General features: G+C 41.1%; 21 protein-coding genes and 1 tRNA gene. 1 reads left to right on the plus strand and 21 read right to left on the minus strand.

The window, feature by feature from the left end; translation table 11 throughout:
* Positions 1-282 precede the first annotated feature (282 nt).
* The 16 genes from H5158_RS09185 to rppH form a co-directional block, all read right to left on the minus strand.
* Positions 283-357, minus strand: a tRNA-Arg gene (locus tag H5158_RS09185).
* Positions 358-461: 104 nt separating this feature from the next.
* Positions 462-1,127 carry a FlgO family outer membrane protein gene (locus H5158_RS09190; protein ID WP_182739913.1) on the minus strand — a complete coding sequence of 222 codons (666 nt, stop codon included), beginning with the start codon at positions 1,125-1,127 and terminating at the stop codon, positions 462-464.
* A gap of 8 nt (positions 1,128-1,135) precedes the next feature.
* Positions 1,136-1,816 (minus strand): FlgO family outer membrane protein, encoded by a 681-nt coding sequence (locus H5158_RS09195; RefSeq protein ID WP_149981648.1) that lies wholly within the window; start codon positions 1,814-1,816, stop codon positions 1,136-1,138.
* Between the two features lie 12 nt (positions 1,817-1,828).
* On the minus strand, positions 1,829-2,422 hold the full coding sequence (locus H5158_RS09200; protein WP_145240937.1) for a FlgO family outer membrane protein: 594 nt from the start codon (positions 2,420-2,422) through the stop codon (positions 1,829-1,831).
* Positions 2,423-2,473: 51 nt separating this feature from the next.
* Complete coding sequence (locus tag H5158_RS09205) at positions 2,474-3,139, minus strand: SPOR domain-containing protein (protein WP_182739889.1); 666 nt, start codon at positions 3,137-3,139, stop codon at positions 2,474-2,476.
* A 10-nt stretch (positions 3,140-3,149) separates the two neighbouring features.
* Positions 3,150-6,023: a hypothetical protein gene (locus tag H5158_RS09210; RefSeq protein ID WP_182739914.1), complete on the minus strand. Its 2,874-nt coding sequence runs from the start codon at positions 6,021-6,023 to the stop codon at positions 3,150-3,152.
* Between the two features lie 93 nt (positions 6,024-6,116).
* Positions 6,117-6,929 carry a molecular chaperone gene (locus tag H5158_RS09215; protein WP_182739890.1) on the minus strand — a complete coding sequence of 271 codons (813 nt, stop codon included), beginning with the start codon at positions 6,927-6,929 and terminating at the stop codon, positions 6,117-6,119.
* Between the two features lie 8 nt (positions 6,930-6,937).
* Complete coding sequence (locus tag H5158_RS09220; RefSeq protein WP_182739891.1) at positions 6,938-7,405, minus strand: DUF4402 domain-containing protein; 468 nt, start codon at positions 7,403-7,405, stop codon at positions 6,938-6,940.
* A 7-nt stretch (positions 7,406-7,412) separates the two neighbouring features.
* A complete protein-coding gene (locus tag H5158_RS09225) occupies positions 7,413-8,006 on the minus strand; it encodes a DUF4402 domain-containing protein (RefSeq protein WP_182739892.1) in 594 nt (197 codons plus the stop codon).
* Between the two features lie 120 nt (positions 8,007-8,126).
* Entirely contained in the window at positions 8,127-8,759 is a 633-nt protein-coding gene (locus tag H5158_RS09230) for an SPOR domain-containing protein (protein ID WP_259398479.1), read from the minus strand.
* 122 nt (positions 8,760-8,881) lie between these two features.
* The gene (galU, locus tag H5158_RS09235; protein ID WP_182739893.1) at positions 8,882-9,760 is read right to left on the minus strand and encodes a UTP--glucose-1-phosphate uridylyltransferase GalU; all 879 of its coding nucleotides are present in this window, start codon (positions 9,758-9,760) and stop codon (positions 8,882-8,884) included.
* A gap of 35 nt (positions 9,761-9,795) precedes the next feature.
* Positions 9,796-10,647, minus strand: coding sequence for a thymidylate synthase (locus H5158_RS09240; protein ID WP_182718032.1), 852 nt, complete (start codon positions 10,645-10,647; stop codon positions 9,796-9,798).
* Between the two features lie 14 nt (positions 10,648-10,661).
* The gene (gene lgt, locus H5158_RS09245; protein WP_149981669.1) at positions 10,662-11,465 is read right to left on the minus strand and encodes a prolipoprotein diacylglyceryl transferase; all 804 of its coding nucleotides are present in this window, start codon (positions 11,463-11,465) and stop codon (positions 10,662-10,664) included.
* An 11-nt stretch (positions 11,466-11,476) separates the two neighbouring features.
* Positions 11,477-12,286, minus strand: a complete 810-nt coding sequence (locus H5158_RS09250) for a sulfite exporter TauE/SafE family protein (protein ID WP_149981671.1) — start codon at positions 12,284-12,286, stop codon at positions 11,477-11,479.
* Between the two features lie 243 nt (positions 12,287-12,529).
* Positions 12,530-14,803, minus strand: coding sequence for a phosphoenolpyruvate--protein phosphotransferase (ptsP, locus tag H5158_RS09255; RefSeq protein WP_182739894.1), 2,274 nt, complete (start codon positions 14,801-14,803; stop codon positions 12,530-12,532).
* A gap of 17 nt (positions 14,804-14,820) precedes the next feature.
* Complete coding sequence (gene rppH, locus H5158_RS09260) at positions 14,821-15,342, minus strand: RNA pyrophosphohydrolase (protein WP_145240920.1); 522 nt, start codon at positions 15,340-15,342, stop codon at positions 14,821-14,823.
* A 427-nt stretch (positions 15,343-15,769) separates the two neighbouring features.
* Here rppH and mutH point away from each other — a divergent pair, with 427 nt between their 5' ends.
* Positions 15,770-16,441, plus strand: coding sequence for a DNA mismatch repair endonuclease MutH (gene mutH, locus H5158_RS09265; protein WP_149981676.1), 672 nt, complete (start codon positions 15,770-15,772; stop codon positions 16,439-16,441).
* 106 nt (positions 16,442-16,547) lie between these two features.
* On the opposite strand, the gene eno is transcribed toward mutH, so the two are convergent.
* The 5 genes from eno to rlmD form a co-directional block, all read right to left on the minus strand.
* A complete protein-coding gene (eno, locus tag H5158_RS09270; RefSeq protein WP_145240917.1) occupies positions 16,548-17,846 on the minus strand; it encodes a phosphopyruvate hydratase in 1,299 nt (432 codons plus the stop codon).
* Positions 17,847-17,957: 111 nt separating this feature from the next.
* Positions 17,958-19,592, minus strand: coding sequence for a CTP synthase (locus H5158_RS09275; protein ID WP_145240916.1), 1,635 nt, complete (start codon positions 19,590-19,592; stop codon positions 17,958-17,960).
* A gap of 138 nt (positions 19,593-19,730) precedes the next feature.
* On the minus strand, positions 19,731-20,543 hold the full coding sequence (gene mazG / locus H5158_RS09280; protein ID WP_145240915.1) for a nucleoside triphosphate pyrophosphohydrolase: 813 nt from the start codon (positions 20,541-20,543) through the stop codon (positions 19,731-19,733).
* 8 nt (positions 20,544-20,551) lie between these two features.
* Positions 20,552-22,708, minus strand: coding sequence for a GTP diphosphokinase (relA, locus tag H5158_RS09285; protein WP_145240914.1), 2,157 nt, complete (start codon positions 22,706-22,708; stop codon positions 20,552-20,554).
* An 8-nt stretch (positions 22,709-22,716) separates the two neighbouring features.
* Positions 22,717-24,042, minus strand: coding sequence for a 23S rRNA (uracil(1939)-C(5))-methyltransferase RlmD (gene rlmD, locus H5158_RS09290; protein WP_182739895.1), 1,326 nt, complete (start codon positions 24,040-24,042; stop codon positions 22,717-22,719).
* Positions 24,043-24,050 lie beyond the last annotated feature (8 nt).

Raw genomic sequence — 24,050 nt, forward strand, 5'->3', positions numbered from 1 at the left:
CAAGTCAATTCCACCATATAGTTTCATACCAAGCTCCTCGGATTCAGTTTATGTTTTGGTCAACACAACTGTATCGAAAAACTCGAGGAGCTTTCTATATGATTATCAAATCTTGACTTCAGACAACATATTACTTACCAACGAGCTATTAACACAAAATTGGCCGATAATTGCTATAGAAGAGATGCTTAAGTTGAATAGTGACAAATAGCTATTAAGGTTATAAAACTGCAATTTAACGTTCTATACAGAAATAAAAAATCAATAAATTGTTGATTTTATTGGTAGCCCCTACAGGAATCGAACCTGTAACTGCCCCTTAGGAGGGGGCCGTTATATCCATTTAACTAAGAGGCCACATTCGAGCTTCGAGCTTCGAGCTTCGAGCTTCGAGCTGATAGCAAAATTATAACGGTTTATCCTATTTACAATCAAGCAGTTAAATGAATTTTATAACGATACTAGTTAATACTTGCGCGTTGTAGGTGAATATCGGCGTTGTTGAGTACGTAATAAGGCAGTATTTTGTTGCTGCTGGCAACTACGCGTTTGCTGGTGATATCAATAATACGGGCGTTTACTTCAACACCGTTGCTGCGGTAGATCAAGGTGCCTGATAACACATGGCTGGCGATGCGTTGATCCGCTAACTGCTCTATATCGCGTGAAAATACAAAGTCACCACGTGGGTTCATAGTTATTTGGTCGGTGGTTTTAAAGTCAACAATACCATAACCAAATTTTTGCAGTTGATGAATAAAACTCTCTGATAACTGGTTGCCTAATTGGCTGCTGTTATTAAGGCTGGCATCTAAATCTACAAATGAAGTAACGGCAATCGAGGTATCAAGCTCTGTTTGCATTGTGTCGACTAAGTCTAACGCCATTTGCTCTACATAATTAACCAGTGTTTTATGATGCTTGTTAGGACTAAACTGCGCTGAGTTATCGAGTGGCTCGGCACTATTCATTTGTACTTGTTTTAGCATTTGAGTAAGGTCATATCGGCTAGTCGTGCTTTGGACTGGCTCAACTGGCGCTGCATCATTAGTCATACTGCATGCGCTGAGGATGCTGATCACACCCCCTACGGTTAATAACTTAGCGCTGTGGATTAGCTTACTCATCATTGGCCTCACTTACTCGCTTGTTTTAGCATTACGCCATCAGTGCGATAGCTGCTGTCGAGTGCATCAACAACGGATTGCGGAATAAACCCTTGTGCAGAGCCAACCACAGCCTTACTAGCTAAACCAATAATTCGGGCATTGACTAATACACCACCTTGGTGATTTACCATAGTGCCCGCCAGTACATAGTTAAAGTTTTGATCTTGGCTTAGCTCTAAATAGTCGCGACTAAATACAAAGTCGCCAGAAGGAGTAACACGCATGTAGTCGGTGGTTTTAAAGTCGATCACCGGTACACCAAAACTGTGTAGCTCGTGCATAAAACTTTCGGCGATTTGATTACCTAACAATGTGCCGTCGTTGTAATCATCATCTAAAAAGATAAAGCTTGATACGGCCAGCGGCGTTTTGGTATTTACGTATTGTAAATTTTCAGCCATATCTTGCATTATGCCACGTACATAATGATTAATATTTTTACGTGTTGGGACTGTGACTTGGCTGCTATCGTTCATCACTGGAATATTGTTTTGATAAAATGTATTATTTTGCCCAGGAGCAGCAACCATTCTTTGATCACCCTCTAACTGCGCAGAGTTATCAGTTTGTGCTGTTTTGCCCGGTTCCATCATTTGCGCGCAACCAAAACCCAGTGGCAAACATAAAGTTAATATTAAGCGTTTCATGAGAGCTCCTAATTAGTATTCGCTGCGGTAAATATAACCGTCGCGCTGTTGTATTTTTTCATCGCCCCACATCACATTTATGGGGATCTCTGTACTGGCGGCAGATACAACGCGGCTATCTTGCGTATTTACCATACGGGCGTTAACTATATAGGCATGTTGTTGCCGTGTTAAGGTACCCGTGATAACAAAGTCAATATTCTGACGTTGGCGTAATTTGCTAATGTCGCGACTTAATATACCATCTGCGTTGCTGGCTAAATTAAGGTGTTTTTCAAGGCGATATTCAATAGTGTTATAGCCAAGTTGGGTAAACTGAGTAAGTAAGCTTTCTTGAATTTGCTGACTCAACCCTGCGCCCTGCCCTTGTGCCAGCTCACTGTCTAGCGCGTTGGCTAAGTAAAAGCTAGTAACGGCAATCCGTGCAGAGCTTTTAAACGGCCCTTGCACATGGCTCAATTGACTACTCAAGTCGCTGACATACTGATGCACAGTATAAGGTGCCATTGTTGCTTTTGGGGCATTGGTACTTGGTGCTGGCGGTTTTTCTTGCGTTAAACTACACGCAGTTAGACTCAGCAATAATAAACATAACAAAAGGCGCATAATTGCCATCCTCACTAAACATGGCAATAACAAAGCAAGTATTATGCCTATTTATAATTTTATTGGGTTATCGGTGTAGTGAGTCACCATGCAGTTGAGCTGTTGTAGCTTTAATTTATCACAATCAGCTTGGGCGTTTTTTTGATATTGGTATGCCCCGATTTTTAAGCGGTAATAAGTCATGCCTTTTACCTGAGCAGTTTCGACATTGGTGGTAAATTTATCTGACAATAAACTCGGTACTTTTTGTTGAATTGTTTGCCAGCTTGGAGCTAATTGCGATTGTTGAGTGACCGCAATAATTTGCAGCGCAAAAAGCGCGTTGTTAGTTATGTTTGACTGTGTTGCTATAGATTGCGCAGGCCTATCTAACGGTACTTGCTGTGATGCCAAGGCAGCAGATGAATGGCTCTTATTACCTGTGTTCTCGTCATCATTTGCTATCGCGGTTAACTGTGCTATCAATAAATTCAAATCACTTTCAATCAGTAATAATCGTTCAAGATCGGGTTTAATTGCTTGCCACTGTGCAGAGCTAGTTTGTAACTGTTGTAGCTCTTGTTGCGTGATCTGCACATAGGTTTCATGATTAGTTTCAGCTGTGCTGCTGGTACTTTTTTGCGCGCTATCCGTCGTACTGGTACAGCCAGATAATATAATTAAACTCATTATTAATACGGCTGATTGCATTACACTAAACGATTGTTTGATATTCATTGCTATTCCTTTAATGAAGTATTGTTCGTTGTTCAATATCACACTTCAATCTTTGTTTTATTAATGACTGACAAAGATCCGTAAATTCAGGCTGTGCTTGCTTAGCGTATGCTAAGGCGAGTATGTACTTACTTTGCTGTTGATCATGAATATAAAACACGTCTTGCTGTTGTAATTTTAAGCGTGGGCTTATCAAACGTAAGTATGCCTTTAACATCATTAACGATGAAAAATTCCCCGCATTAACAATAGTCCCCGACACTTCTTCGAGTGATTTTAAAGTAAAATCAACCCCAACCAACACATCCCCTTTTGCTGATAAATCAACTGTTACTTGCTGGGTGTTTTTTAATGCTTTACGTTCTTTAAAGCTATCGTCAACCACAGCCCGATACTGCCCTGGCCGTAGGTCGGTAAACAAATAATAGCCATCATAAGCCGCTTGGGTGTTGGCAACTTCTTTATCATTTTGATCTAATAAGGTTATTTTTGCATAAGGCTGCACATAAGTGTGCTCCCCTTGCTGCTGATACACCACCCCTTCAATTTCGCTGGCGTTATTTAGCGGGTAATCCATGTATTCAATAAATCCTGCTCTTGGCGTGATTGAAAAGCCCTCATTGGCAGGCACAAAAAACGGATCGGGGAAGCTGTCTCTATCGAGCACAATATCTGTGGTGCGATTAGCTGGCATTGAGGTTAACAATGCAATGCCATTTTCATCAGTTATTGCTTGGCGATAATTTTGCAGCCCTTTTACTTTTATACCTGCAACACCTTGCTCGTCAGGATCCATAATGCCGTTGTTATTTTGATCTAAAAATACCCGTAACATTAATGTACCTGTCGTTGTTAAGCTTTGCTTAGACACAAAATAGTGATTGTTTTGTGTGTCATAACCAAGGCTGAATCTGCTATATACGCCAAGCTGCCAGTTATCTTCACTGTCGTAGTTTAGATTACTAGTGAGACTAAACTTATTGCTTTGCCAACTTAAGCCTAAATCAGCCGATTGAATATCATTAATACGAGAATCACGTAAGGTGACTTCTGCTTGCAGTTGACTGGTAATACTACGGTTAAACTCAGCCTCGTAGCTGGTGACTTCATTGATAGGAGATAATGTGTAATCAACACTAAAACGACTATAAATACGACCCAAACGCCCTTGCAAACGTGTTGAGCCATACACTGATTCAACATTATTACTTTGTTGCCATTGTAATTGGTTGCTCAAAGCTAGGCCTGCAATCGCATAATTCAAACGGTTCTGTGCTTGCTTATAGATGCCTCGGTTATCTGATGTTTGATACAATAAATTGTTTTGGTAGTTTAGCCGCCCGTAACTGTTTTGCATCAACTCGCCAGCCATATCAAACTGATAGCTGTCGTATTTTTGTTTTAATTCATCGGTTCGATTCGTTGCGCTAAAAAGTAAAGATTGATCAGCAAATTGCGTGCGTGCTGTAAGTTCAAGCTCTTGTTCATGTTGATTATTTTTCTGGTAGTCTAAGTTTAATAGCAGAGCGCTAAATAAGCTAAGGTTAGTCCCCAGTGACATGTGTTGTAGGTCGTCATGTGTTCTTTTTTGTGCCAATGCAGCGGTATATATCGAGAAGTCGTCTGTAATACCTTGCTCGTAGCGCCCTGCTATTTGCCAGCCCGTGCTGTCATTATTGAAGGCAGTATTGCCAAGCAATTTTTTACCCTGCTCAGAGACTGATAGTTCATAAAATCCTTCACCTTGTGCTAATTGGTTACTATCAATAAAATAATATTCGCTTTTTCGCTCGACCTGCCCTTGAGGACCATAAAAAATAAGCTCGAAGTTATTCTCACCATAAAACAAATCAACATTATCAAAAATATAACGACCATCTGATAAGCTTAATTGCTGCGCAATCAATACGCCGTTACGATAAAGCTCAACGTCCCAGCCTAACTGAATCGGACCACTTAAATTAATACGGTTACTATCAAATTGTTGAGTCAGTCCGCGGTTTGAAAACTTAATACCACGACCATACTGACTGTTGTAACGGCTGCCAACTTGTGTGGCCGTTACATCACCAAACTCAACTTCACTGGCTGCTAACACTCCCAGTAATGAGCTTTGCGGGTCTTGCTTAGTAAATGTTAAACGCGAATCGCTGAGTAAATCGCCCTCGCGACCAGATAAAAAGTATTCGGCAGATAAATAAGCAAAGTCTTGTGCACCTAATAATGAGTAACTTGTTCTATTTTGATTTTTATCAGCACTGTAGTTTAATTGTAAATCAGCAACAGGTGATGAAAGCGCTTGATACGGGCTGGCTTTCCAAGGCAAGGTGGGCTTGGCATTACGATTCGAGGGGTTAAGCCTTCTACCATGGCGTTCTCGCTGTTGTTCAATTGGTAATAAGATGGCCGAACTTAACTCTATTTCTAAATCACCATAATCGACTGTAAATTGCAGCCCAAAAACCTCTTTTAACTGCGCCATTTCAATATACATGTCATCATCAATGCTAATATCAGCAGCCGTTAGTTCAAGCATACCTGCGTCAGTTATCAGTGTTGCAGGCAGGGTGCTGGCATCTAAAATGAAAGGCTGTTGATCTCGATACCAGCCTTGAGCAGAACGAGTTACAAGATCAACATCTATTCCAAATTGCAATATATCAGCTAGGCTACTAAGGCCAAGTTGAATACCCTGATCACTTTTTAAAGCGAACACTTCGCCTAAGTAGTAATCATTTAAAGACAACGAAAATAATAAAAACTCACCGCTTGCGATCCGCGGTTGGTTTGACGCAACAGGGCTGTTAACGCTAGGCTGAGAAGCTGTTGGTAAGTCGGTTAATTTAGCTTCAATCTTGCGAAGTGTTTTTAATGCATCATTCACAGTTACGTTATTAGTCGCGAATGCATTGTTACTAAGGCATAAACTTAGCCATAGTGTAATGCACTTTAGCCCTGTATTCTTGGTCATGAAGAGTTAAAGTTGCAGCATTTTTGGACTAATCGCTAAAGCATACTCGGCAAAATTTATGTCTTGATATTCATCTGCACCGATATATTTAAAAATAACAGTACCAGGCTTATCTAGGGTTTTATCACTAAATAAACTCAACATTACCTCGGCATTTTTTACATCCGAGTAAATACTTAAATTGCCAATTTCAGCGATAGCTTCCAGCTTAGCATTAGCATTTTGTTGATAAAACGCGGTTAATTTACCATAACTGCTAAAGTGAGTTTCACGATTGAGTTTTAATTTAAATTGTAGTCGTTGGTTGCCCTGGTTTTTAATCACTTGCGCTTGCTCAATGAGTACTTTTGGTACTTCAGCATGTTCACGAAGGATGACTGGAATACTGTAGCTCATGATCATATTAATTTTTATTGAACTCGTACTATTTGGGTTTTCATTTGGCAACGCCTGAAATAATAAATGCGAACGATATTCACCATCTGCTAACTGTTTTGGTTTTCGAATTGCAATTTTAACGGTTTGCTTTTCACCAGGCGCCAAACGCATTTGCTTTGGTGATAAGCGCGTCATCGGGCTTAAACTTGTCGCCGTCGGCTCAAGTAAGGTTACATACCCTCCGGTTGATGTGGATTGCTTTTCGCTCCACTGCACTCGGTAAGTTTTGTACTCGTCACTGGTGTTGATCACTGTGACCTTTGCAGTACGTTGACGCTCGTCAAAACTAATACGAGTAGGAGAAATAAGTAAATTCGCCATTACCGCCTGGCTAAAAAAACAAAAGCTTAAAAGCAGTATCACGGTTAATTTATTAAACATTTAAATCCTTAATAATCCACTGAAATTTCTAAGTTTGTGGTTGTTGAATAGTCGCCGTCAACATATTGTTTGCCGCTTGTATTTATTTCTAATTTACCACCAATAAATACATGCACTTCGCTAAACTCATCGCTTGTTGCGTCTTTAGGAAAGCCATTTAAGGTCACTCTAAAGTCGGCACTACTACTTCCTTTAGTATTGTGTTGCATAGTTGCAGGAGCCACTAAATTCATGGAAACTCGAGTGCCAGGGGGGATGTCAGTGAGTATCAGCTCAGCTGGGCGACCATCTTTAAGGATATAGATTTCGCCAGAGGTGCTAATCGAACCATCATCCTTGATAATTACAGAACCTATTTGATCACTTTTAAGAATAACTAAGGTGCCAAAATCAAGCGCTTGTTGCTCTATACTCGCGGCTCTTGTTGACTGTGAATACAGTATTGAAAGCATCGCAAATAACAAGAAAAAACGCATGATTAAATTAATAAGCAACTTCTAATTGAAAAGTGCCTGTATACTCAGTATCTCGGTACGCTTCGCTAGAAATTGTTGATGCTGTAGAAAGAGTTGCACCAATATTAAACGATACACTGCCATCACCGTCAGCAGTTAAATTAGGCGTCACTGATGAATAATAAGCGTTTGCATTTGGACCGCTAGTGATAAAGTATGTCCAAGTACCAACCGTAAAGTTTGGCTCATTCAAACCTTGGCCATTAGAGCTCAGGGTTGTTGCTGTTGGGTTAGTAATTGATAAACGAGCATTTGGCACTACTTCCGATACTGTAAAAGATGCAGGCGAACCTTGCTCTATTATTGAAATAATCGCAGGTGCGTTATCAGTTCTAGACGATACAGGACTTGCTGTAGGCTCAGGGTTTATAACCAATGTAGCTTGGTTAACACCGTCTGGATCTGCAACCGCTCGAATTGTACCAAAATCTAAGTCATTTCCTTTGGTTAAAACGACAGTATTTTGCACTTTAACTTTCGCATCAAAGCTTTCGGTTGTTGCATAAGTCGCGAATGAGCTTGCTGTAACTGCTGCTGCCAGAAGAGTTAAAGATAATTTCATATTAAATCCTTATAAGTGATGGGACATTACCCTATGTTGCCCCTATCTTAGATATTATCGACACTCAGAACAATTACTTTAAGCTTAATTACTGAAAAATCAGAAAAATAGCTTATTTAATTACAAAGGCTGACCAACAAATGGGGCACTCAGGCATTTTTGGCCTAAATTTTGTGCTAATGAACAAAATAGATTGGCCTCGGTATAATTTTGAAATGGCCCAACTCGTAACCCATACAAGGTAACGCCTTTATTGTGACGCTCTGTCATTACAAAATCTAATTGGCTAAATGCCTGCGGATATTGTTGCTGCAACCTTGCTATTTGCGTTCTCACTCTTTGCGGTTTTAAATACAGCCCAAGTTGCGCGCCTGGCAGTGAGTTGCCATACAGTGGCAGAGGGCGGTTTTCGATAGTTTTTGAGGAGTTAGCAGTATCAGGGATCTGTATTTTTTCAGCATAATGAGCCACCGTAACATTATCTTCGCGAAGCACCGCTGGGTTTTCTGCAATATCAGTTTGAGAGGAAAGTGCCATTATTAATAGTTGCAAGTCTTCCTCCATCGCAGCTAAACGAGTAATACTCTCTTGTTGCGAGTGCCATTGCTGAACATACTCTTTGACTTGTTGATCAGAAATTAATGCAGGCTGCTGTTCCACCGGGTTAGCATTAATACTACTGCACCCACTAAGCCAGACAGTTGCTGTAACCAACACTGTGGTATACCAAGCTTGCTTTTTAAAACACATCATCTGTTAGCATCACAAAATAAATAATGCCATATTATAAGCAAAGTCAGTGCCAGTTTCAGGATTTTTAAGCAATAAAAAAGTGCCACTAAGGCACTTTTATAAGTTAGGCTCAATAAATGAGCTTAAACTAAGGTTTTAATAAAATCACTTAGCTCATCTTTAAATTCATCACGACGCAGTGCAAATTCAATAGTGGCTTTTAAATAGCCCAACTTACTACCGCAATCATGACTACGCCCTTTTATCGCATAAGCAGCAACAGATTCTTTTTCCATTAGCATCGCAATTGCATCTGTTAACTGAATTTCGTCGCCGGCGCCTGCGGGAGTTTTTGCAAGTAATGGCCAAATATTTTTACTTAGCACATAACGACCTACCACAGCCAAATTTGATGGTGCGCTATGCACAGGAGGTTTTTCAACCATATTAAGGATCGCTGCGCTTTGCCCTTGTTCAAGCTTTACGTCGCCTAAATCGACCACACCAAACTTATCAACATCCTGCATAGGCACAGGCTCAACCATAATTTGGCTCTCACCGTTTGTATTAAAGCGAGTAATCATTTCAGCTAAATTATCTTTTTTAAGATTACTTTCAACATCATCTATGATTACATCAGGTAAAATAACCACAAACGGTTCGTTACCAATAATTGGCGCTGCACAGTTGATTGCGTGCCCTAAGCCTTTTGCTTCACCTTGGCGAACGTGAATAATTGTCACATCTTTAGGGCAAATAGCTTGTACTTCAGCAAGTAACTGACGCTTTACCCGCTTCTCTAGCGTTGCTTCTAGCTCAAAACTGGTATCAAAATGGTTTTCAATCGAGTTTTTACTCGAGTGAGTCACTAATACAATTTCTTTAATACCCGCAGCAACCGCTTCATTAACTACATATTGAATCAAGGGTTTATCTACAACAGGTAACATCTCTTTTGGAATAGCTTTAGTAGCTGGCAACATTCGGGTGCCAAGTCCTGCGACTGGGATCACTGCTTTCATTATTCTCTCCTTAAAACTATGATGCTTATTAATTGTTACACTGAAAACGGGTATTTAATTGCTTCATGGCATTGATAGCCATTTACCTCAAAGTCATCACGGGTGACCCACGTTTCGATATCTTCGAGTGATTTAATATTTGGATTAATCGTCAACGTCGGTGATGCAAATGGCTCACGCTGTAACTGCACATCACGCATTAATTCCAGTTGGTTCTCATAAATATGGGCATTAACGATTTTATGGTATGCCTTACCTGCTTTGTGGCCAGTGATCTGCGCGACCAGTGCAAGCAATACAAAACATTGAATTTGATTGAAATTCAAACCAAGTGGCACATCACAGCTGCGCTGATACGAGGTTAAATAAAGCGTATCGCCAAGAAGCGAAAAAGTATGCGTGTGCATACATGGGCGCAAACACCCTAACTCAAACTCACCCGGATTATAAAAAGTGATGATCTCGCCTCTGTCATCTACACCATTTTTAAGATTATCAATGACCTTTTTTAGCTGATCTAACGGTGTGCCATCAGGGCGTCGCCAATCACGAGCTTGTACGCCATATACACGGCCCATATCATCTTCACCTTTACGGTTCGGATTATTTAACCATGCTTGGTTTTCATTAGCGTTAGCATCCCAAGTCATACAACCTATGTCGCGAAATTGCGCAGCACTGCTATAACCACGTAAATAACCCAACAGCTCTGCGATGGCCGCTTTATAATAACTTTTACGGGTGGTGATCATTGGGAACTTGTTGTTCGCAACGTCGTATTCAAGCTCCGCATTAATGACTGTTAAACAACGCGTTCCTGTACGTTTATTCTCAACCCAGATACCTTCATCAACAATGCGCTGACATAACTCTAAATATTGTTTCATTATTCGCTTCTTTTTTATGCTTTACTGGCAACAGCAGGCTGTGGCTTTTTGTATGCCCATATTATCAAACCAAGACCAGCAATGACCATTGGCAATGACAATATTTGACCCATTGATATAAAATCAGCAAACAATCCTAGTTGTGCATCTGGTTCGCGCACATATTCAACGCAGAATCTAAATACCCCATAGCATAGTAAAAATAATCCGCCGACACTACCCGCTGGACGTGGCTTTTTAGTAAACACATACAAAATAATAAACAGCACGAAACCTTCTAAAAAGGCTTCATACAACTGTGAAGGATGACGCGCCAATGGCCCACCATTTGGGAATACCATAGCCCAAGGCACATCGGTAGTTCTGCCCCATAATTCGCCGTTAATAAAGTTACCAATACGTCCAGCTAAAAGACCAACCGGCACTAGCGGTGCAACAAAATCACCCACTGCAAGTAACTGTTTTTTACGTGTCCAGGCAAACACACAAATAGCGGTTATCACCCCTAAAGTGCCACCGTGGAAAGACATACCACCTTGATCGATTCTAAATAAATACAGTGGATTTTCTAAAAAGTAACTAAATTGATAAAACAGTACATAGCCAATCCGACCACCCAGAATAACCCCTAACATACCGTAGAACAGTAAATCACTGACCTCTTCTTTCGTCCAACCCGAGCCTGGTTTAGTTGCTTGCCTATTTGCCCACCACATCGCAAAAGCAAAACCAATTAAATACATTAAACCGTACCAACGTACGCTAAGAGGACCGACAGTGAAAATGATCGGATCGATCTCTGGAAATTCAAGAGCCATAAAATTAAACCTTAACTAAAAACCATTTGAAGCGCGATGATAATCAGTAACACCGCGAACACTTTTTTTATCGTTGAAACGGGTAAATAATGCGTTGCTTTGGCTCCTATTGGTGCCATAAACCACGAGGTTATTACTATACCTAATAATGCCGGTAAATACACAAAACCTGCAAAGCCATGTTGTAAATCGGTTACTTGCCAACCGGCGCTGATATATCCCACAGAGCCAAATAGCGCAATCACAATGCCACATGCTGCCGCGCAGCCTATGGCTTTTTTAATATCAACTGAAAAATAATGCAGTAGCGGCACAATCAATGCGCCGCCGCCAATGCCTATTAAACCAGAAAGTCCGCCCATTATGGCGCTAACGGCTCCAATAATAGGACCGCTTGGCATAGGTTTAGTTGCTACAGGCTTATTACGAGCAGACAACACCATACGAGCAGCAATAAACACCACACTAACAGCAAATACAATACGTAATAACTGTTCTGGAATTAAGCTCGCGGCAAAACCACTGATCAGAGCACCAAGTCCAACGCCAGACATAACCCAAGGCGCAATTTCCCATGGCACATTTTGATTTTTATGGTGTGCTAATGCAGATGACGTTGAAGTGAATAAAATAGAGGCAAGCGAGGTAGCAATAGCAATAACCAGTACATGATCAACCGCAACAACATTAAAATGCACTAATAATGAACTCAGTACTGGCACAATAATCAACCCACCGCCAATGCCTAATAACCCAGCTAAAAATCCAACCACACAACCTAATAACGCGCAGCTGATAATCAGGATGACTAAATCATGCATCGTACACTCTTATAAATTGAATTTATTATATGCATATACTAATCGATTATATCGAATCTTTACAGCACTCGTTTTGGTAATACCAATCGTGTTAAGTTATTAGCCATTTATAGCGACAGATAAATAGAGTGATAACAAGGCATAAATTTCGACATGTAGTTGTTCTACTTGAGAAATTTATAACGCAGTTAGCGCTTTATTTGGCACGCTAGAATGGTTAAATATTTAAGTCGATTGGTATAACTAAGAAGCCTGATTTGGGGTATAAAATAATTCACCAAGTTGATGCTCAATCATAAAATTACGCGTTAACCTAAGCACTTGTTTTGCAGTAGATTGTGCTAAACACTCCGCCAGTAATGCTTCCATATCGCTGGCTTTTAAACGTCTTAATACCCATTTAACTTTACTTAATGATGAGTAGTTCATACTCAAGCGTCGATAACCCATCGCAATCAGCAGTATTGCACCTTCAGGATCGCCACCTAATTCACCACATAAACTAAAGGACATCTCATATTGCTGACACTCTTTTGCAACTTTTTGCAGTACTCTTAATACCGCAGGATGATAGGGATTAAATAAATCAGCAACACGCGCATTAGAACGATCGACGGCAAGTAAGTATTGCGTCAAATCGTTACTACCTACAGAACAAAAATCTACTTTCTTAGACCATTCAGGGAGCATAAATACACTTGAAGGGACTTCTAACATTACGCCAATCTCTGGGCGTTCAATGGCTTGCTTTGGGTATTGTTCTTCCAGTTCAAAATAGGCTTGCTCTAACAATGCTAAAGATTCATCAACCTCTTCGGTACCGCTTATCATTGGCAGCATAATTTTTAAATTACCTAAACCAATGTTTGCTTTAACCATGGCTTTGAGCTGGTCTAAAAAGATCTCTGGGTGGTCCAATGTGACACGAATACCCCGCCAACCTAAAAATGGGTTTTCTTCTGTAATATCAAAGTAATCAAGTGCTTTATCACCACCAATATCAAGCGTACGCATCACTACAGGTTCTGGATGATAACTGGCTAATACTTCGCGATACCAATTCTCTTGTTCTATTTGTGATGGAAACTGGCCTTTTTGCATAAACCAGGCTTCAGTTCGGTATAAGCCAACGCCATCACAGACTTTGGTGTTAGCTTTTTCAGTATTGAGTTCCAAACCAGCATTGAGCAACAAACTAATATGCTCGCCATCTAATGTCACTGCATCGCATTCTTGCTCAGCCACAAACTTGTCGTTTAATAGACTTTCTTGGTGCTGTAATTGTAAATATTCATCTTGTAGCATTTGCGAAGGCGAAATATATAATCGCCCTGCGTATGCATCTAAAATCATTGGTTTACCATCAAACTGCAATAGCGGTAAATCTTCAATACCCCAAATTGCAGGGATCCCCATAGCACGGGTTAAAATTGACGCATGACTATTTGCCGCACCGTTAACACTTACTACGCCAACTAAATGGCCTTTAGGCACTTCTGCAAGCATGGCTGGGGTTAAAGTATTAGCGATTAGTACTGTATCTTTAGGATAACTTTTTACTGCGTGTTCAGTATTGACGAGATGATGCAGTACGCGCAGGCCGATATCTTTAACATCAACCGCACGCTCTTTGATATAGGGATCCTGCATGGCATTGAATTGCGAGATCAATCGTTCGATCACAATTTTCAATGCACTTTTTGCACACCAGCCTTCTTGCAGTTGTGCTTCAACATTCTGCCCTAAACTTTTTGCATCCAGTAGTTGCTGATACACCTCAAACACTGCCAACGCTTCTTTAGGGATAGAATCGCTAAGAGTCATCGACAAGGTGTTAAATTCTTTGCGGGTTGCAGCAACAGCTTGAGTAAATAAGCGGCGTTGCTCAGTACAGTTATCGTCTTTTTTTAATTCTATCGATTTAAAGTCAAGTTTCGGCAGAATAACAAACGCCTGTCCTATCGCAATTCCTGGCGCGCTAGAAACCCCTTTTAGCACCGAGGTCTGATGAGAAAACTCATCTTGGCGTAGTACTTCTTTGATTTCTGCATGGGCTAATTGCGACGCTAGTTGCGCAGATAAGGTAATTAAAAAGGACTCTTCATCTTGACTAAATACACGGGCAATTTTCTGTTGTACAACAATAACGCCCAGTACTTTTTTTTGATGAACTACAGGTACAGACAAAAACGCGTTGAAGCCTTCTTCGTTCACTTCAGGAGAGAGTTTAAAACGCGGGTGAGACTTGGCAAAGGCAATATTAATAGGTTCTTCTCGTTGTGCTACTAAGCCAACTAAACCTTCGGTAAAACCGATTCTAAACTTACCCACGGCTGCGGGATTAAGCCCTCTGGTTGCCATTAATACAAAATTATCTTGACTGTAATCAGCAAAATAAATGGAGCAGCACTCAGTTTTCATGGCATCTTTCACCATTTCAACAAAACATGCTAGCGCACTATCCAAACTCGCTTGTTGCGAAACGGACTCGGCAATAGCTCTGAGTGTAGCCAGCATAATACTGCTCCTTTATATTATTTACCTTTATGGCGCCACGTATCTTTGGACTGTTCACGTTTATTAAAAGGCATCGCAAAGGGTGCGAATTCTTTCATAACACGGCGATAAACATCGCGTTTAAACGATACAACTTGCCTTACCGGATACCAATAACTTACCCACCGCCAATCATCAAATTCCGGATGATGTGTTTTTAGTAAGTTGACGTCTTCGTCTTTACAACGCAGTTTCAATAAAAACCATTTTTGCTTTTGCCCAATACACACCGGACTGGAGTCTCGGCGGATCAAACGCTTGGGCAATTTATAACGTAACCAATGTTTTGAACTTGCGACAATTTCTACATCTTCAGGGCGCAAGCCGACTTCTTCGTGTAATTCACGAAACATGGTCTGCTCTGCTGTTTCGCCACTATCAACACCACCTTGAGGAAACTGCCAAGAATGCTGACCATAACGTCTGGCCCAAAAGACCTGTCCCTGATTATTGCAAATTACAATTCCGACATTGGCACGAAAACCTTCGGCATCAATCACCTTAGTGCCTCATTTGTAAGTCGATTTTTAATGATTGTTCCACATTACCTGCAATACGGCAAACAATATTCAGAGTTTTACGCATCTTACTCACAGCTTGTGCATAACTTTAGTTTATACAGCTCATTTTGCAAACAAATCCACAATAACAGATCCAATAACTTGCCTTTTCCACAGTTTCTGTGGATAACATTGTTCATAGTTATGTATTTATCCCAACAAGTTTTCAACACAGCTTAAAGGCTTTACAAAATCAACAGTTAAAAACCATTAAATTCAATACATTAAGCTTAAAGTCAGCAAGTTTCACCTTGTCTAAAAACACAGCGAACTATCACTGGACAAAAAACACCCAAACGCAAAGATATCCACGGTTAAACTCTTTTGCTATCATGAGTAGTGAATTTATACAACCAAATAACTCGCTATGAAACCGATAAAACCACATTCAATCAATGAATTAATGCAACGTGTTAGCAACATTGCAGGACTGACATTAGGCCAATTAGCAAGTCATTATCAGTTTAAAACACCTGAGCATTTATTAAAGGAGAAAGGCTGGACGGGGCAATTGATTGAATATGCATTAGGTGCTACAGCAGGTTCCAAACCTACCCCTGATTTTGAAGAGCTCGGGATTGAACTTAAAACGCTACCAATCTCATATAAAGGCAAACCATTAGAGACCACTTTTGTGTCTGTGACACCGTTATTGAATGTCACAGGTATGACATGGCAGCAAAGTAATGTGCGTAAAAAACTCAATCATGTCTTGTGGCTACCCATACTAGGCGAGCGCGACATTGTGCCATTTGATAGAACCATTGGTAGTGGCTTTTTATGGCAACCCTCAGCAGAGCAAGATGCGCAGTTACAGCGAGACTGGGAAGAACAAATGGAGCTGATAGCACTGGGACGTGTTGATGAGATCTCAGGGCATTTAGGGGATGCGATGCAAATTCGCCCAAAAGCAGCTAATAGCAGAATAGTCACCGATGCCATCGGTCCAAACGGGCAAATTATTAAAACCCTACCCCGAGGTTTTTATTTAAAAACCAGCTTTACAGGGCAGATTTTGAAGCAGCAATTTCAGCTTTAACGCCTAAAAATGCGCGAGATAAACTCGCGCCTACAAGGCACTTAAATAAAAATCCCCGCATTTGCGAGGATTTTTCAAAAGTTTAAATCAGCTTCTTATAAAAGAATTACTGACCTTTAACTTCTTTAAGACCATTAAAAGGTGCTTTAGCGCCTAATTGCTCTTCAATACGTAGCAATTGGTTGTACTTCGCTACACGATCAGAACGGCTCAATGAACCTGTTTTGATTTGACCAGCTGCAGTACCCACTGCTAAATCAGCAATTGTTGAATCTTCAGTTTCGCCTGAGCGATGAGAAATAACAGCAGTGAAACCAGCGTCTTTAGCCATTTTGATTGCAGCTAACGTTTCAGTTAGTGAACCAATTTGGTTAAACTTGATTAAGATTGAGTTAGCAATACCGTTGTCGATACCACGCTTTAAGATCTTAGTGTTTGTCACGAATAAATCGTCACCAACTAATTGGATCTTATCGCCAAGTAGTTTTGTTTGGTGTGCAAAGCCGTCCCAATCAGACTCATCAAGGCCATCTTCGATAGACACGATTGGGTACTGTTCAGTTAGATCTTTTAAGAAGTAGTTAAACTCTTCTGAGGTGAATTTTTTACCTTCGCCTTTAAGGTCGTAGATATTTGCTTCTTTGTCATAAAACTCAGACGCAGCACAATCAAGTGCTAGAGTAATGTCTTTGCCTAACTCGTAGCCTGCATTAGCAACAGCAACTTTAATTGCTGCAAGTGCCGCTTCGTTAGAGGCAAGGTTTGGTGCAAAACCACCTTCATCACCCACTGCGGTTGAATGACCATCAGCTTTAAGTACTTTGGCAAGGCTGTGGAATATTTCTGCACCCATGCGAAGCGCTTCACGGAAGTTGGCAGCGCCAACTGGCTGGATCATGAATTCTTGAATATCAACTGAGTTATCAGCATGCTCACCACCATTGATGATGTTCATCATTGGTAACGGCATAGAATAAACACCTGGTGTACCGTTTAAGTCAGCAATGTGCTCATAAAGCTCTACTTTTTTAGATTGTGCAGCAGCTTTTGCAGTTGCTAATGACACTGCTAAGATTGCATTTGCACCTAATTTTTCTTTATTTTCGGTACCATCTAAATCTAGCATTACTTGGTCAACAGTGCTTTGCTCTAGTGCATTTTGGCCAGCTAAGGCTGTCGCGATTTCATTATTAATAAAACCAACCGCTTTTAATACACCTTTACCTAAGTAACGTGCTTTATCACCATCACGTAATTCTAGTGCTTCGCGAGTACCTGTTGATGCACCTGATGGTGCAGCAGCGCGGCCCCATGAACCGTCAGCTAAATGAACATCAGCTTCTACAGTTGGGTTACCACGCGAATCCATAATTTCGCGACCGATCACTTTTACGATATTTGACATCTTGATTCCTCTTTTCCCAAAATGGTGAGTCTACTCCGACTTTATTAATTTTCCTTAATGCCGTCGACTTTGAAAACAAATAAGCCGTGCATAGTGCACGGCTTATTCATATTACGATGACGCTTTTTGATGAATATGCGCAGCGGCAACAAACCCTTCAAATAGCGGATGACCATCACGCGGTGTTGAGGTGAATTCCGGGTGGAATTGAGCCGCAATAAACCACGGGTGATCTTTATTCTCGATGATTTCAACTAGCTTCTTATCTTCCGATAAACCAGTGAAACTCAAGCCAGCTTTTTCAAGCTGTTCAACAAAATTATTGTTTACTTCGTAACGATGACGATGACGTTCAACAATCTCATCACTACCATATACTTCACGTACTTTTGAGCCTGGTGTTAAATGACATTTTTGTGCGCCTAAACGCATAGTGCCACCTAAATCAGATTTTTCGCTACGTGTTTCAATATTGCCTTCAGCATCTAACCATTCAGTGATCAAACCAACCACAGGGCTTGACGAGTTAGCATTAAACTCGGTTGAGTTTGCATCTAATAAGCCTGCAACATTACGTGCATACTCAATTAGCGCAACTTGCATACCTAAACAGATACCAAGGTAAGGTACTTTATTTTCACGGGCATATTTTGCCGCTAAAATTTTACCTTCAACACCGCGCCCACCAAAACCACCAGGAACTAAAATAGCATCAAGGTTAGCTAGTAACTCAGTACCTTTACTTTCAACATCTTGTGAATCAACATATTGAATGTTTACTGTTAAACGATTTTTAAGACCTGCATGTTTAAGTGCTTCGTTTACAGATTTATAGGCATCAGGTAGTTCAATGTATTTACCAACCATACCTATAGTCACTTCACCCGTTGGGTTTGACTCTTGGTATAACACTTGTTCCCACTCAACTAAATCAGCTTCAGGGCAATCAAGATGGAAGCGACGACATACAAAGTTATCAAGCTCTTGCGATTTTAATAGCGCAGGAATTTTATAAATGCTGTCTACATCTGGTAATGAAATAACCGCTTTTTCTTCAACGTTAGTGAAAAGAGCAATCTTTGCACGTTCGTTATTTGGTAATTTACGATCTGAACGACAGATAAGAATATCTGGTTGAATACCAATCGAGCGTAACTCTTTAACAGAATGCTGTGTTGGTTTGGTTTTCACTTCACCCGCAGGGCCTAAGAATGGCACTAACGTTAAGTGAATAAACAATGCGCGCTCACGGCCAATCTCTGTGCCAAGCTGACGAATTGCTTCTAAGAATGGTTGTGACTCAATATCACCAACCGTTCCACCAATTTCAACGAGTGCCACATCATGGCCTTCAGCACCGTCATAAACACGTTGCTTAATATCGTTGGTAATATGTGGAATAACCTGAATTGTTGCACCAAGGTACTCACCACGACGCTCACGACGCAGCACATCTTCATATACACGACCTTGTGTGAAGTTGTTACGGCTTGTCATTTTGGTACGGATGAAACGTTCATAGTGACCTAAATCAAGATCGGTTTCAGCGCCGTCTTCGGTGACAAATACTTCACCATGTTGAATTGGGCTCATTGTGCCTGGGTCAACGTTGATATAAGGATCCAGCTTTAAAATGGTAACATTTAAACCACGGGCCTCTAAAATAGCTGCCAACGATGCTGCTGCAATACCTTTACCCAACGAGGAAACAACCCCGCCGGTAACGAAGATAAATTTTGTACTCATGCGAACCCTAGAATATCAGGAATTAAAAGGAAAAATATAGAATCAAGACGGGGCGAAATTATAGCAAAGGCACTGCCATCAATCCAGCGAAAGTTAGTAATTCTCTGCACAAAAAACGCACTCAGCGTTTCGCATTATTTACTGCTGCTTTTTTATCGCATCCCATGCGGCATCCATTTCAGCAAGGGTTGCTGTATCAAGCGATTGCCCACGCTCACATAAATAGGCTTGTACTTTTTCAAATCGCGCTGAAAACTTATCGTTGGCGCTACGTAATAATTGCTCTGGGTCACGTTTAATATGCCGTGCTACATTAACTGTAGCAAACAATAAATCGCCGATTTCTTCTGCGCTGTGTGCTGAAAATGGATCAACGGCTAACGCTTCTTTTACTTCATCAACTTCTTCAGCCACTTTATCTAATGCACCATGATAACTAGGCCAATCAAAGCCTAATCCTGCAACCCGCTGCTGAATTTTTTTGGCTTTACTCAAACTAGGCAGATTTGCAGGTATATCTTGCCATAATGTGTTGCTCTGCGGTTCAGCTTTTGCTGCCCGCTCCTGTGCTTTTATGGTTTGCCACTGCTCACTGAGTTGTTGTTCAGTCAGCCCTTGCTGATCGGCAAATACATGTGGATGGCGACGCACTAACTTATTATTTAGCCCAGCCATTACATCATTAAAATCAAATAACCCTTGCTCTTGTGCCAATTGCGCATAAAAAATCACTTGAAAGAGTAAATCACCCAGTTCATTTTTAAGCTCACCGAAATCACCTTTTTCAATGCAATCGGCTACCTCGTATGCTTCTTCTAAGGTATGCGGTACGATGGATGTAAAGTCTTGCTTTAAATCCCACGGGCAGCCTGTTGCTGGGTCACGTAATTTAGCCATAATGGCTAATAACTCAGTTAATGTATTCGTTGAGGTATTAGTTGTCTGGTTCATTTACATTCCTAGTGACTACGTTTTGCTTCATGCACGCCTTCGATTTGATCTAATTTTGATAGTAATCGATTGGTACTTGATAAATCATGTACTTCCACTTGCATGGTAAACAACGCTAATTGGCGGTCGTCCACGGTTTCCATATTCATATTCAGCACATTAACTTTTTCATTGGCCAGTACCGAACTAATATCACGTATAAGCCCAGCTCTGTCACTTGCTTCAATTTTAATACACAGAGCATAAGAGCCGTTAATTTCGTCTGACCAACTAACCGCAATAACACGCTCAGGATGTTGTGTTCTTAGATTATTAAAAGAATCACAATCAGTCCTATGCACACCTATGCCACGCCCTTGCGTGATATAACCGATTATTGACTCACCAGGAACTGGGCGGCAACATTTAGCCACATGGCTCATTAAACTACCAACCCCATCAACCACGATACCATTTTTATCACCGCTGATTTTAGTCGGGTTCTTAAAGCGGATGACGGGCTCGTCATCAGAGCGATCAGTGATAAAATTCAGCAACTGATTTAAACGCACATCGCCGGCGCCAATCGCAACCATTAAGTCATCTAACTCTTTAAAGTTATAGCGAGTAATAGCCGGCTCTAAGTTTTTGTAGGTCAGATCGAGCTTTTGCAATTCGTTATCTAGAATTTCTTTACCAGCACTGAGATTTTTATCGCGATCGAGTTGTTTAAACCAGTGGTGTATTTTCGCTCTCGCGCGGGATGATTTAATATATCCCAGTGATGGATTTAACCAATCGCGGCTAGGATTCGGTTGTTTTTGGGTTAAAATTTCAACCTGATCGCCGGTGTGTAATTGATGGGTAAAAGGCACAATTTTGCCAAATACTTTTGCACCAATACAACGATGACCGACATTTGAGTGAATATAATAAGCAAAATCCAGTGGTGTTGCGCCCAGCGGTAAATCAAAAATATCGCCACGGGGGGTAAAAATATACACCCGATCTTCGACCACTTGATTTTTTAGCTCTTCGGCTAAATCGCTGCCATCAACCACTTCTTCTTGCCATTGCAATAATTTACGCAACCAGCTAATTTTTTGCTCATACCCAGAACCACGCCCAGGTAACGCCCCTTCTTTATACATCCAGTGCGCAGCGACTCCGAGCTCAGCATCTTGGTGCATCGCGTGGGTACGAATTTGAATTTCAACCGTTTTGCCCTCGGGGCCAAACACCACAGTATGAATGGATTGATAACCATTTTGTTTAGGGGTGGCAATATAATCATCAAATTCTTTATTTAGATGACGCCAATTGGTGTGCACGATCCCCAGCGCACCGTAACAATCTTGCAATTCATCCACCACAATACGCATGGCGCGAATATCAAATAACTGGTCAAACTCGTAATTCTTTTGCGCCATTTTTTTGTAAATACTGTAGATATGTTTTGGCCGACCATATACCTCGCCTTTAATACCTGCTTGAGCCAGTTTAGTTTTAACTTGCTCAACCATGTCTACCATATAAGCTTCGCGACCTAGGCGCTTATCATCCAATTGCTTGGCAATATTTTTATACACATCAGGGTGCAAATAGCGAAACGATAGATCTTCCAGCTCCCACTTTAATTGCCCAATCCCTAACCGGTTAGCAAGTGGCGCAAAGATATCAGCGGTTTCTTTTGCAGCAATCACCCGCTCTTCTTCGTTGGCGTTTTTAACCTCTCGTAAATGACATACCTGCTCAGCAAGTTTAATAACCACAGCGCGCACATCTTCAACCATCGCCAATAACATACGGCGTATATTATCAACTTGAACGGTGCCAGTACCTTGATGAGCCAAAGTGCTAATAGTAGCCATTTGTGCAACACCCGTTAGCAGAGTTGCCACATGGCTCCCCATCACATCGCTTACTGTATCGATGTCGATTAGATTAGCCAAAAAACTCGGCGTAATATATGCGGTAGCGAGGGTGTCTGCATCGAGATTCATTTCCACCAAAATTTCGACCATTTCCATGGCAATATTTTGTTGCTGATGATTATGCAGTTCAGCGCAAAGGGTATTCGCTTTACTTAATAGTTCGCGCTTTTCTTGCGTTAAGTTAAGTAAACCAAGTCGTGTGCTAAAATCACCCGGTTTGTCGTGTTGGTGTGATTGCCGAGTAGCTACCATAATGCGCTCTACCTCCGTTGAAATAACGCCATCGTTTCGATATGCCCCGTGTGTGGAAACATATTCATTAGCCCTATTTTTTCAAGTGAAAATGCAGCTTGCGTAATAATTGCGCTGTCACGGGCTAAAGTAACAGGGTCGCAAGATACATATAAAATCGTTTTAAATTGCTTCAGAGGCAGTTGCTCTAAAATAGCTAAGGCACCGATACGTGAAGGGTCCAGTACTAATACATTCAACTCTTTACTAAACCACGGAGCTTGCTGCATTGTTTGTGTTAAATCAAAACAATGAAAATGAGCATTGGCTATATGGTTAGTTTGCGCATTTTGCGCCGCCATTGCAACCGCAGAAGCCACTCCTTCAACACCAATTACACTTTTTGCGTTGTTTGCCAGCGCTAAAGCGAAGTTACCAATCCCACAAAATAGGTCTAGTACCTGTTCGTCCCCTTTTAAATTCAGCCAGTCAACCGCTTGAGAAAGCATAGCTTGATTTACCTGCGCATTGACTTGAATAAAGTTTTCCAGCCCAAACGTAAATTTTAGTCCAAGTTCAGGTAAGCTATAAAACGGCATAGGTAAATGGCTGTGATTAATTTGCTGAGTATCTCCTTGCCATATTATTTGCCACTGATGGTCAAGCCCCTGCTGCTCAACAGTTGCTTTTAGCTTATCACTGATGCTTTTAGTGTGGCGGATCACCACAAAATTTTGCTCATCTGCTTGGCATAATTGTATATGGCTAACACTGCGAAGTTCGCCATATTGGTTTAATAGCTGATCAAAAACAGTAAAAATTGCGGCAAAATCGTCACTCAGTACTGCACACTGCTGCACACTGACAATTTGTTTAGAACCTTGCGCGCGATAACCAACCCGCATTTTTTTTGCGGTTTTATCAAACATCACCGCTAACCGCGCACTGCGACGGTAGTGCGTCGGCTCGCTCAATAACGGCGCTTGCCAGTTCATTGCATCAAGCTTGGCAAACTTTGAAAACAGCTGGCTAACCGCCACTTGCTTTTCAACTAATTGTTGATCAAGTCGCAAATGCTGTAATTGGCAACCACCACATTGTTGATAATGTTCGCAAAACGGTTTAACCCGTGCTTCACTGGCCTGCTCAACTTTTATCGTTTTAGCCGCGCTATAACGAGCTTTATCTTCGGTTAGTTTGGCCTTAACCGTTTCACCTGTCAGTGCACCGCTAACAAAGCACACTTTATTATTATGCTTGGCAATCCCCCGACCTTGATGATCCATTCCTGAAATGGCTAAAGTTAACGACTGCCCAGAAAGGGTTTTCTTTTTTGCTTGGAAAAACTGCGCCATCGGGCAAC

Origin of the sequence: Pseudoalteromonas sp. SR45-6 (assembly GCF_014163545.1) — a bacterium.
Classification (GTDB): Bacteria; Pseudomonadota; Gammaproteobacteria; order Enterobacterales; family Alteromonadaceae; genus Pseudoalteromonas; species Pseudoalteromonas rhizosphaerae.

Coding starts and splice junctions, on each gene's coding strand:
- H5158_RS09275 (WP_145240916.1), bottom strand. CDS start 19,592: ATGAGTACAAAATTTATCTTCGTTACCGGCGGGGTTGTTTCCTCGTTG.
- H5158_RS09230 (WP_259398479.1), bottom strand. CDS start 8,759: ATGATGTGTTTTAAAAAGCAAGCTTGGTATACCACAGTGTTGGTTACA.
- eno (WP_145240917.1), bottom strand. CDS start 17,846: ATGTCAAATATCGTAAAAGTGATCGGTCGCGAAATTATGGATTCGCGT.
- H5158_RS09215 (WP_182739890.1), bottom strand. CDS start 6,929: ATGTTTAATAAATTAACCGTGATACTGCTTTTAAGCTTTTGTTTTTTT.
- mazG (WP_145240915.1), bottom strand. CDS start 20,543: ATGAACCAGACAACTAATACCTCAACGAATACATTAACTGAGTTATTA.
- H5158_RS09250 (WP_149981671.1), bottom strand. CDS start 12,286: ATGCATGATTTAGTCATCCTGATTATCAGCTGCGCGTTATTAGGTTGT.
- relA (WP_145240914.1), bottom strand. CDS start 22,708: ATGGTAGCTACTCGGCAATCACACCAACACGACAAACCGGGTGATTTT.
- lgt (WP_149981669.1), bottom strand. CDS start 11,465: ATGGCTCTTGAATTTCCAGAGATCGATCCGATCATTTTCACTGTCGGT.
- H5158_RS09240 (WP_182718032.1), bottom strand. CDS start 10,647: ATGAAACAATATTTAGAGTTATGTCAGCGCATTGTTGATGAAGGTATC.
- rlmD (WP_182739895.1), bottom strand. CDS start 24,042: ATGGCGCAGTTTTTCCAAGCAAAAAAGAAAACCCTTTCTGGGCAGTCG.
- H5158_RS09225 (WP_182739892.1), bottom strand. CDS start 8,006: ATGAAATTATCTTTAACTCTTCTGGCAGCAGCAGTTACAGCAAGCTCA.
- mutH (WP_149981676.1), top strand. CDS start 15,770: ATGAAACCGATAAAACCACATTCAATCAATGAATTAATGCAACGTGTT.
- H5158_RS09195 (WP_149981648.1), bottom strand. CDS start 1,816: ATGAAACGCTTAATATTAACTTTATGTTTGCCACTGGGTTTTGGTTGC.
- galU (WP_182739893.1), bottom strand. CDS start 9,760: ATGAAAGCAGTGATCCCAGTCGCAGGACTTGGCACCCGAATGTTGCCA.
- H5158_RS09190 (WP_182739913.1), bottom strand. CDS start 1,127: ATGAGTAAGCTAATCCACAGCGCTAAGTTATTAACCGTAGGGGGTGTG.
- H5158_RS09200 (WP_145240937.1), bottom strand. CDS start 2,422: ATGCGCCTTTTGTTATGTTTATTATTGCTGAGTCTAACTGCGTGTAGT.
- ptsP (WP_182739894.1), bottom strand. CDS start 14,803: ATGCTGGCTACACTCAGAGCTATTGCCGAGTCCGTTTCGCAACAAGCG.
- H5158_RS09220 (WP_182739891.1), bottom strand. CDS start 7,405: ATGCGTTTTTTCTTGTTATTTGCGATGCTTTCAATACTGTATTCACAG.
- H5158_RS09205 (WP_182739889.1), bottom strand. CDS start 3,139: ATGAATATCAAACAATCGTTTAGTGTAATGCAATCAGCCGTATTAATA.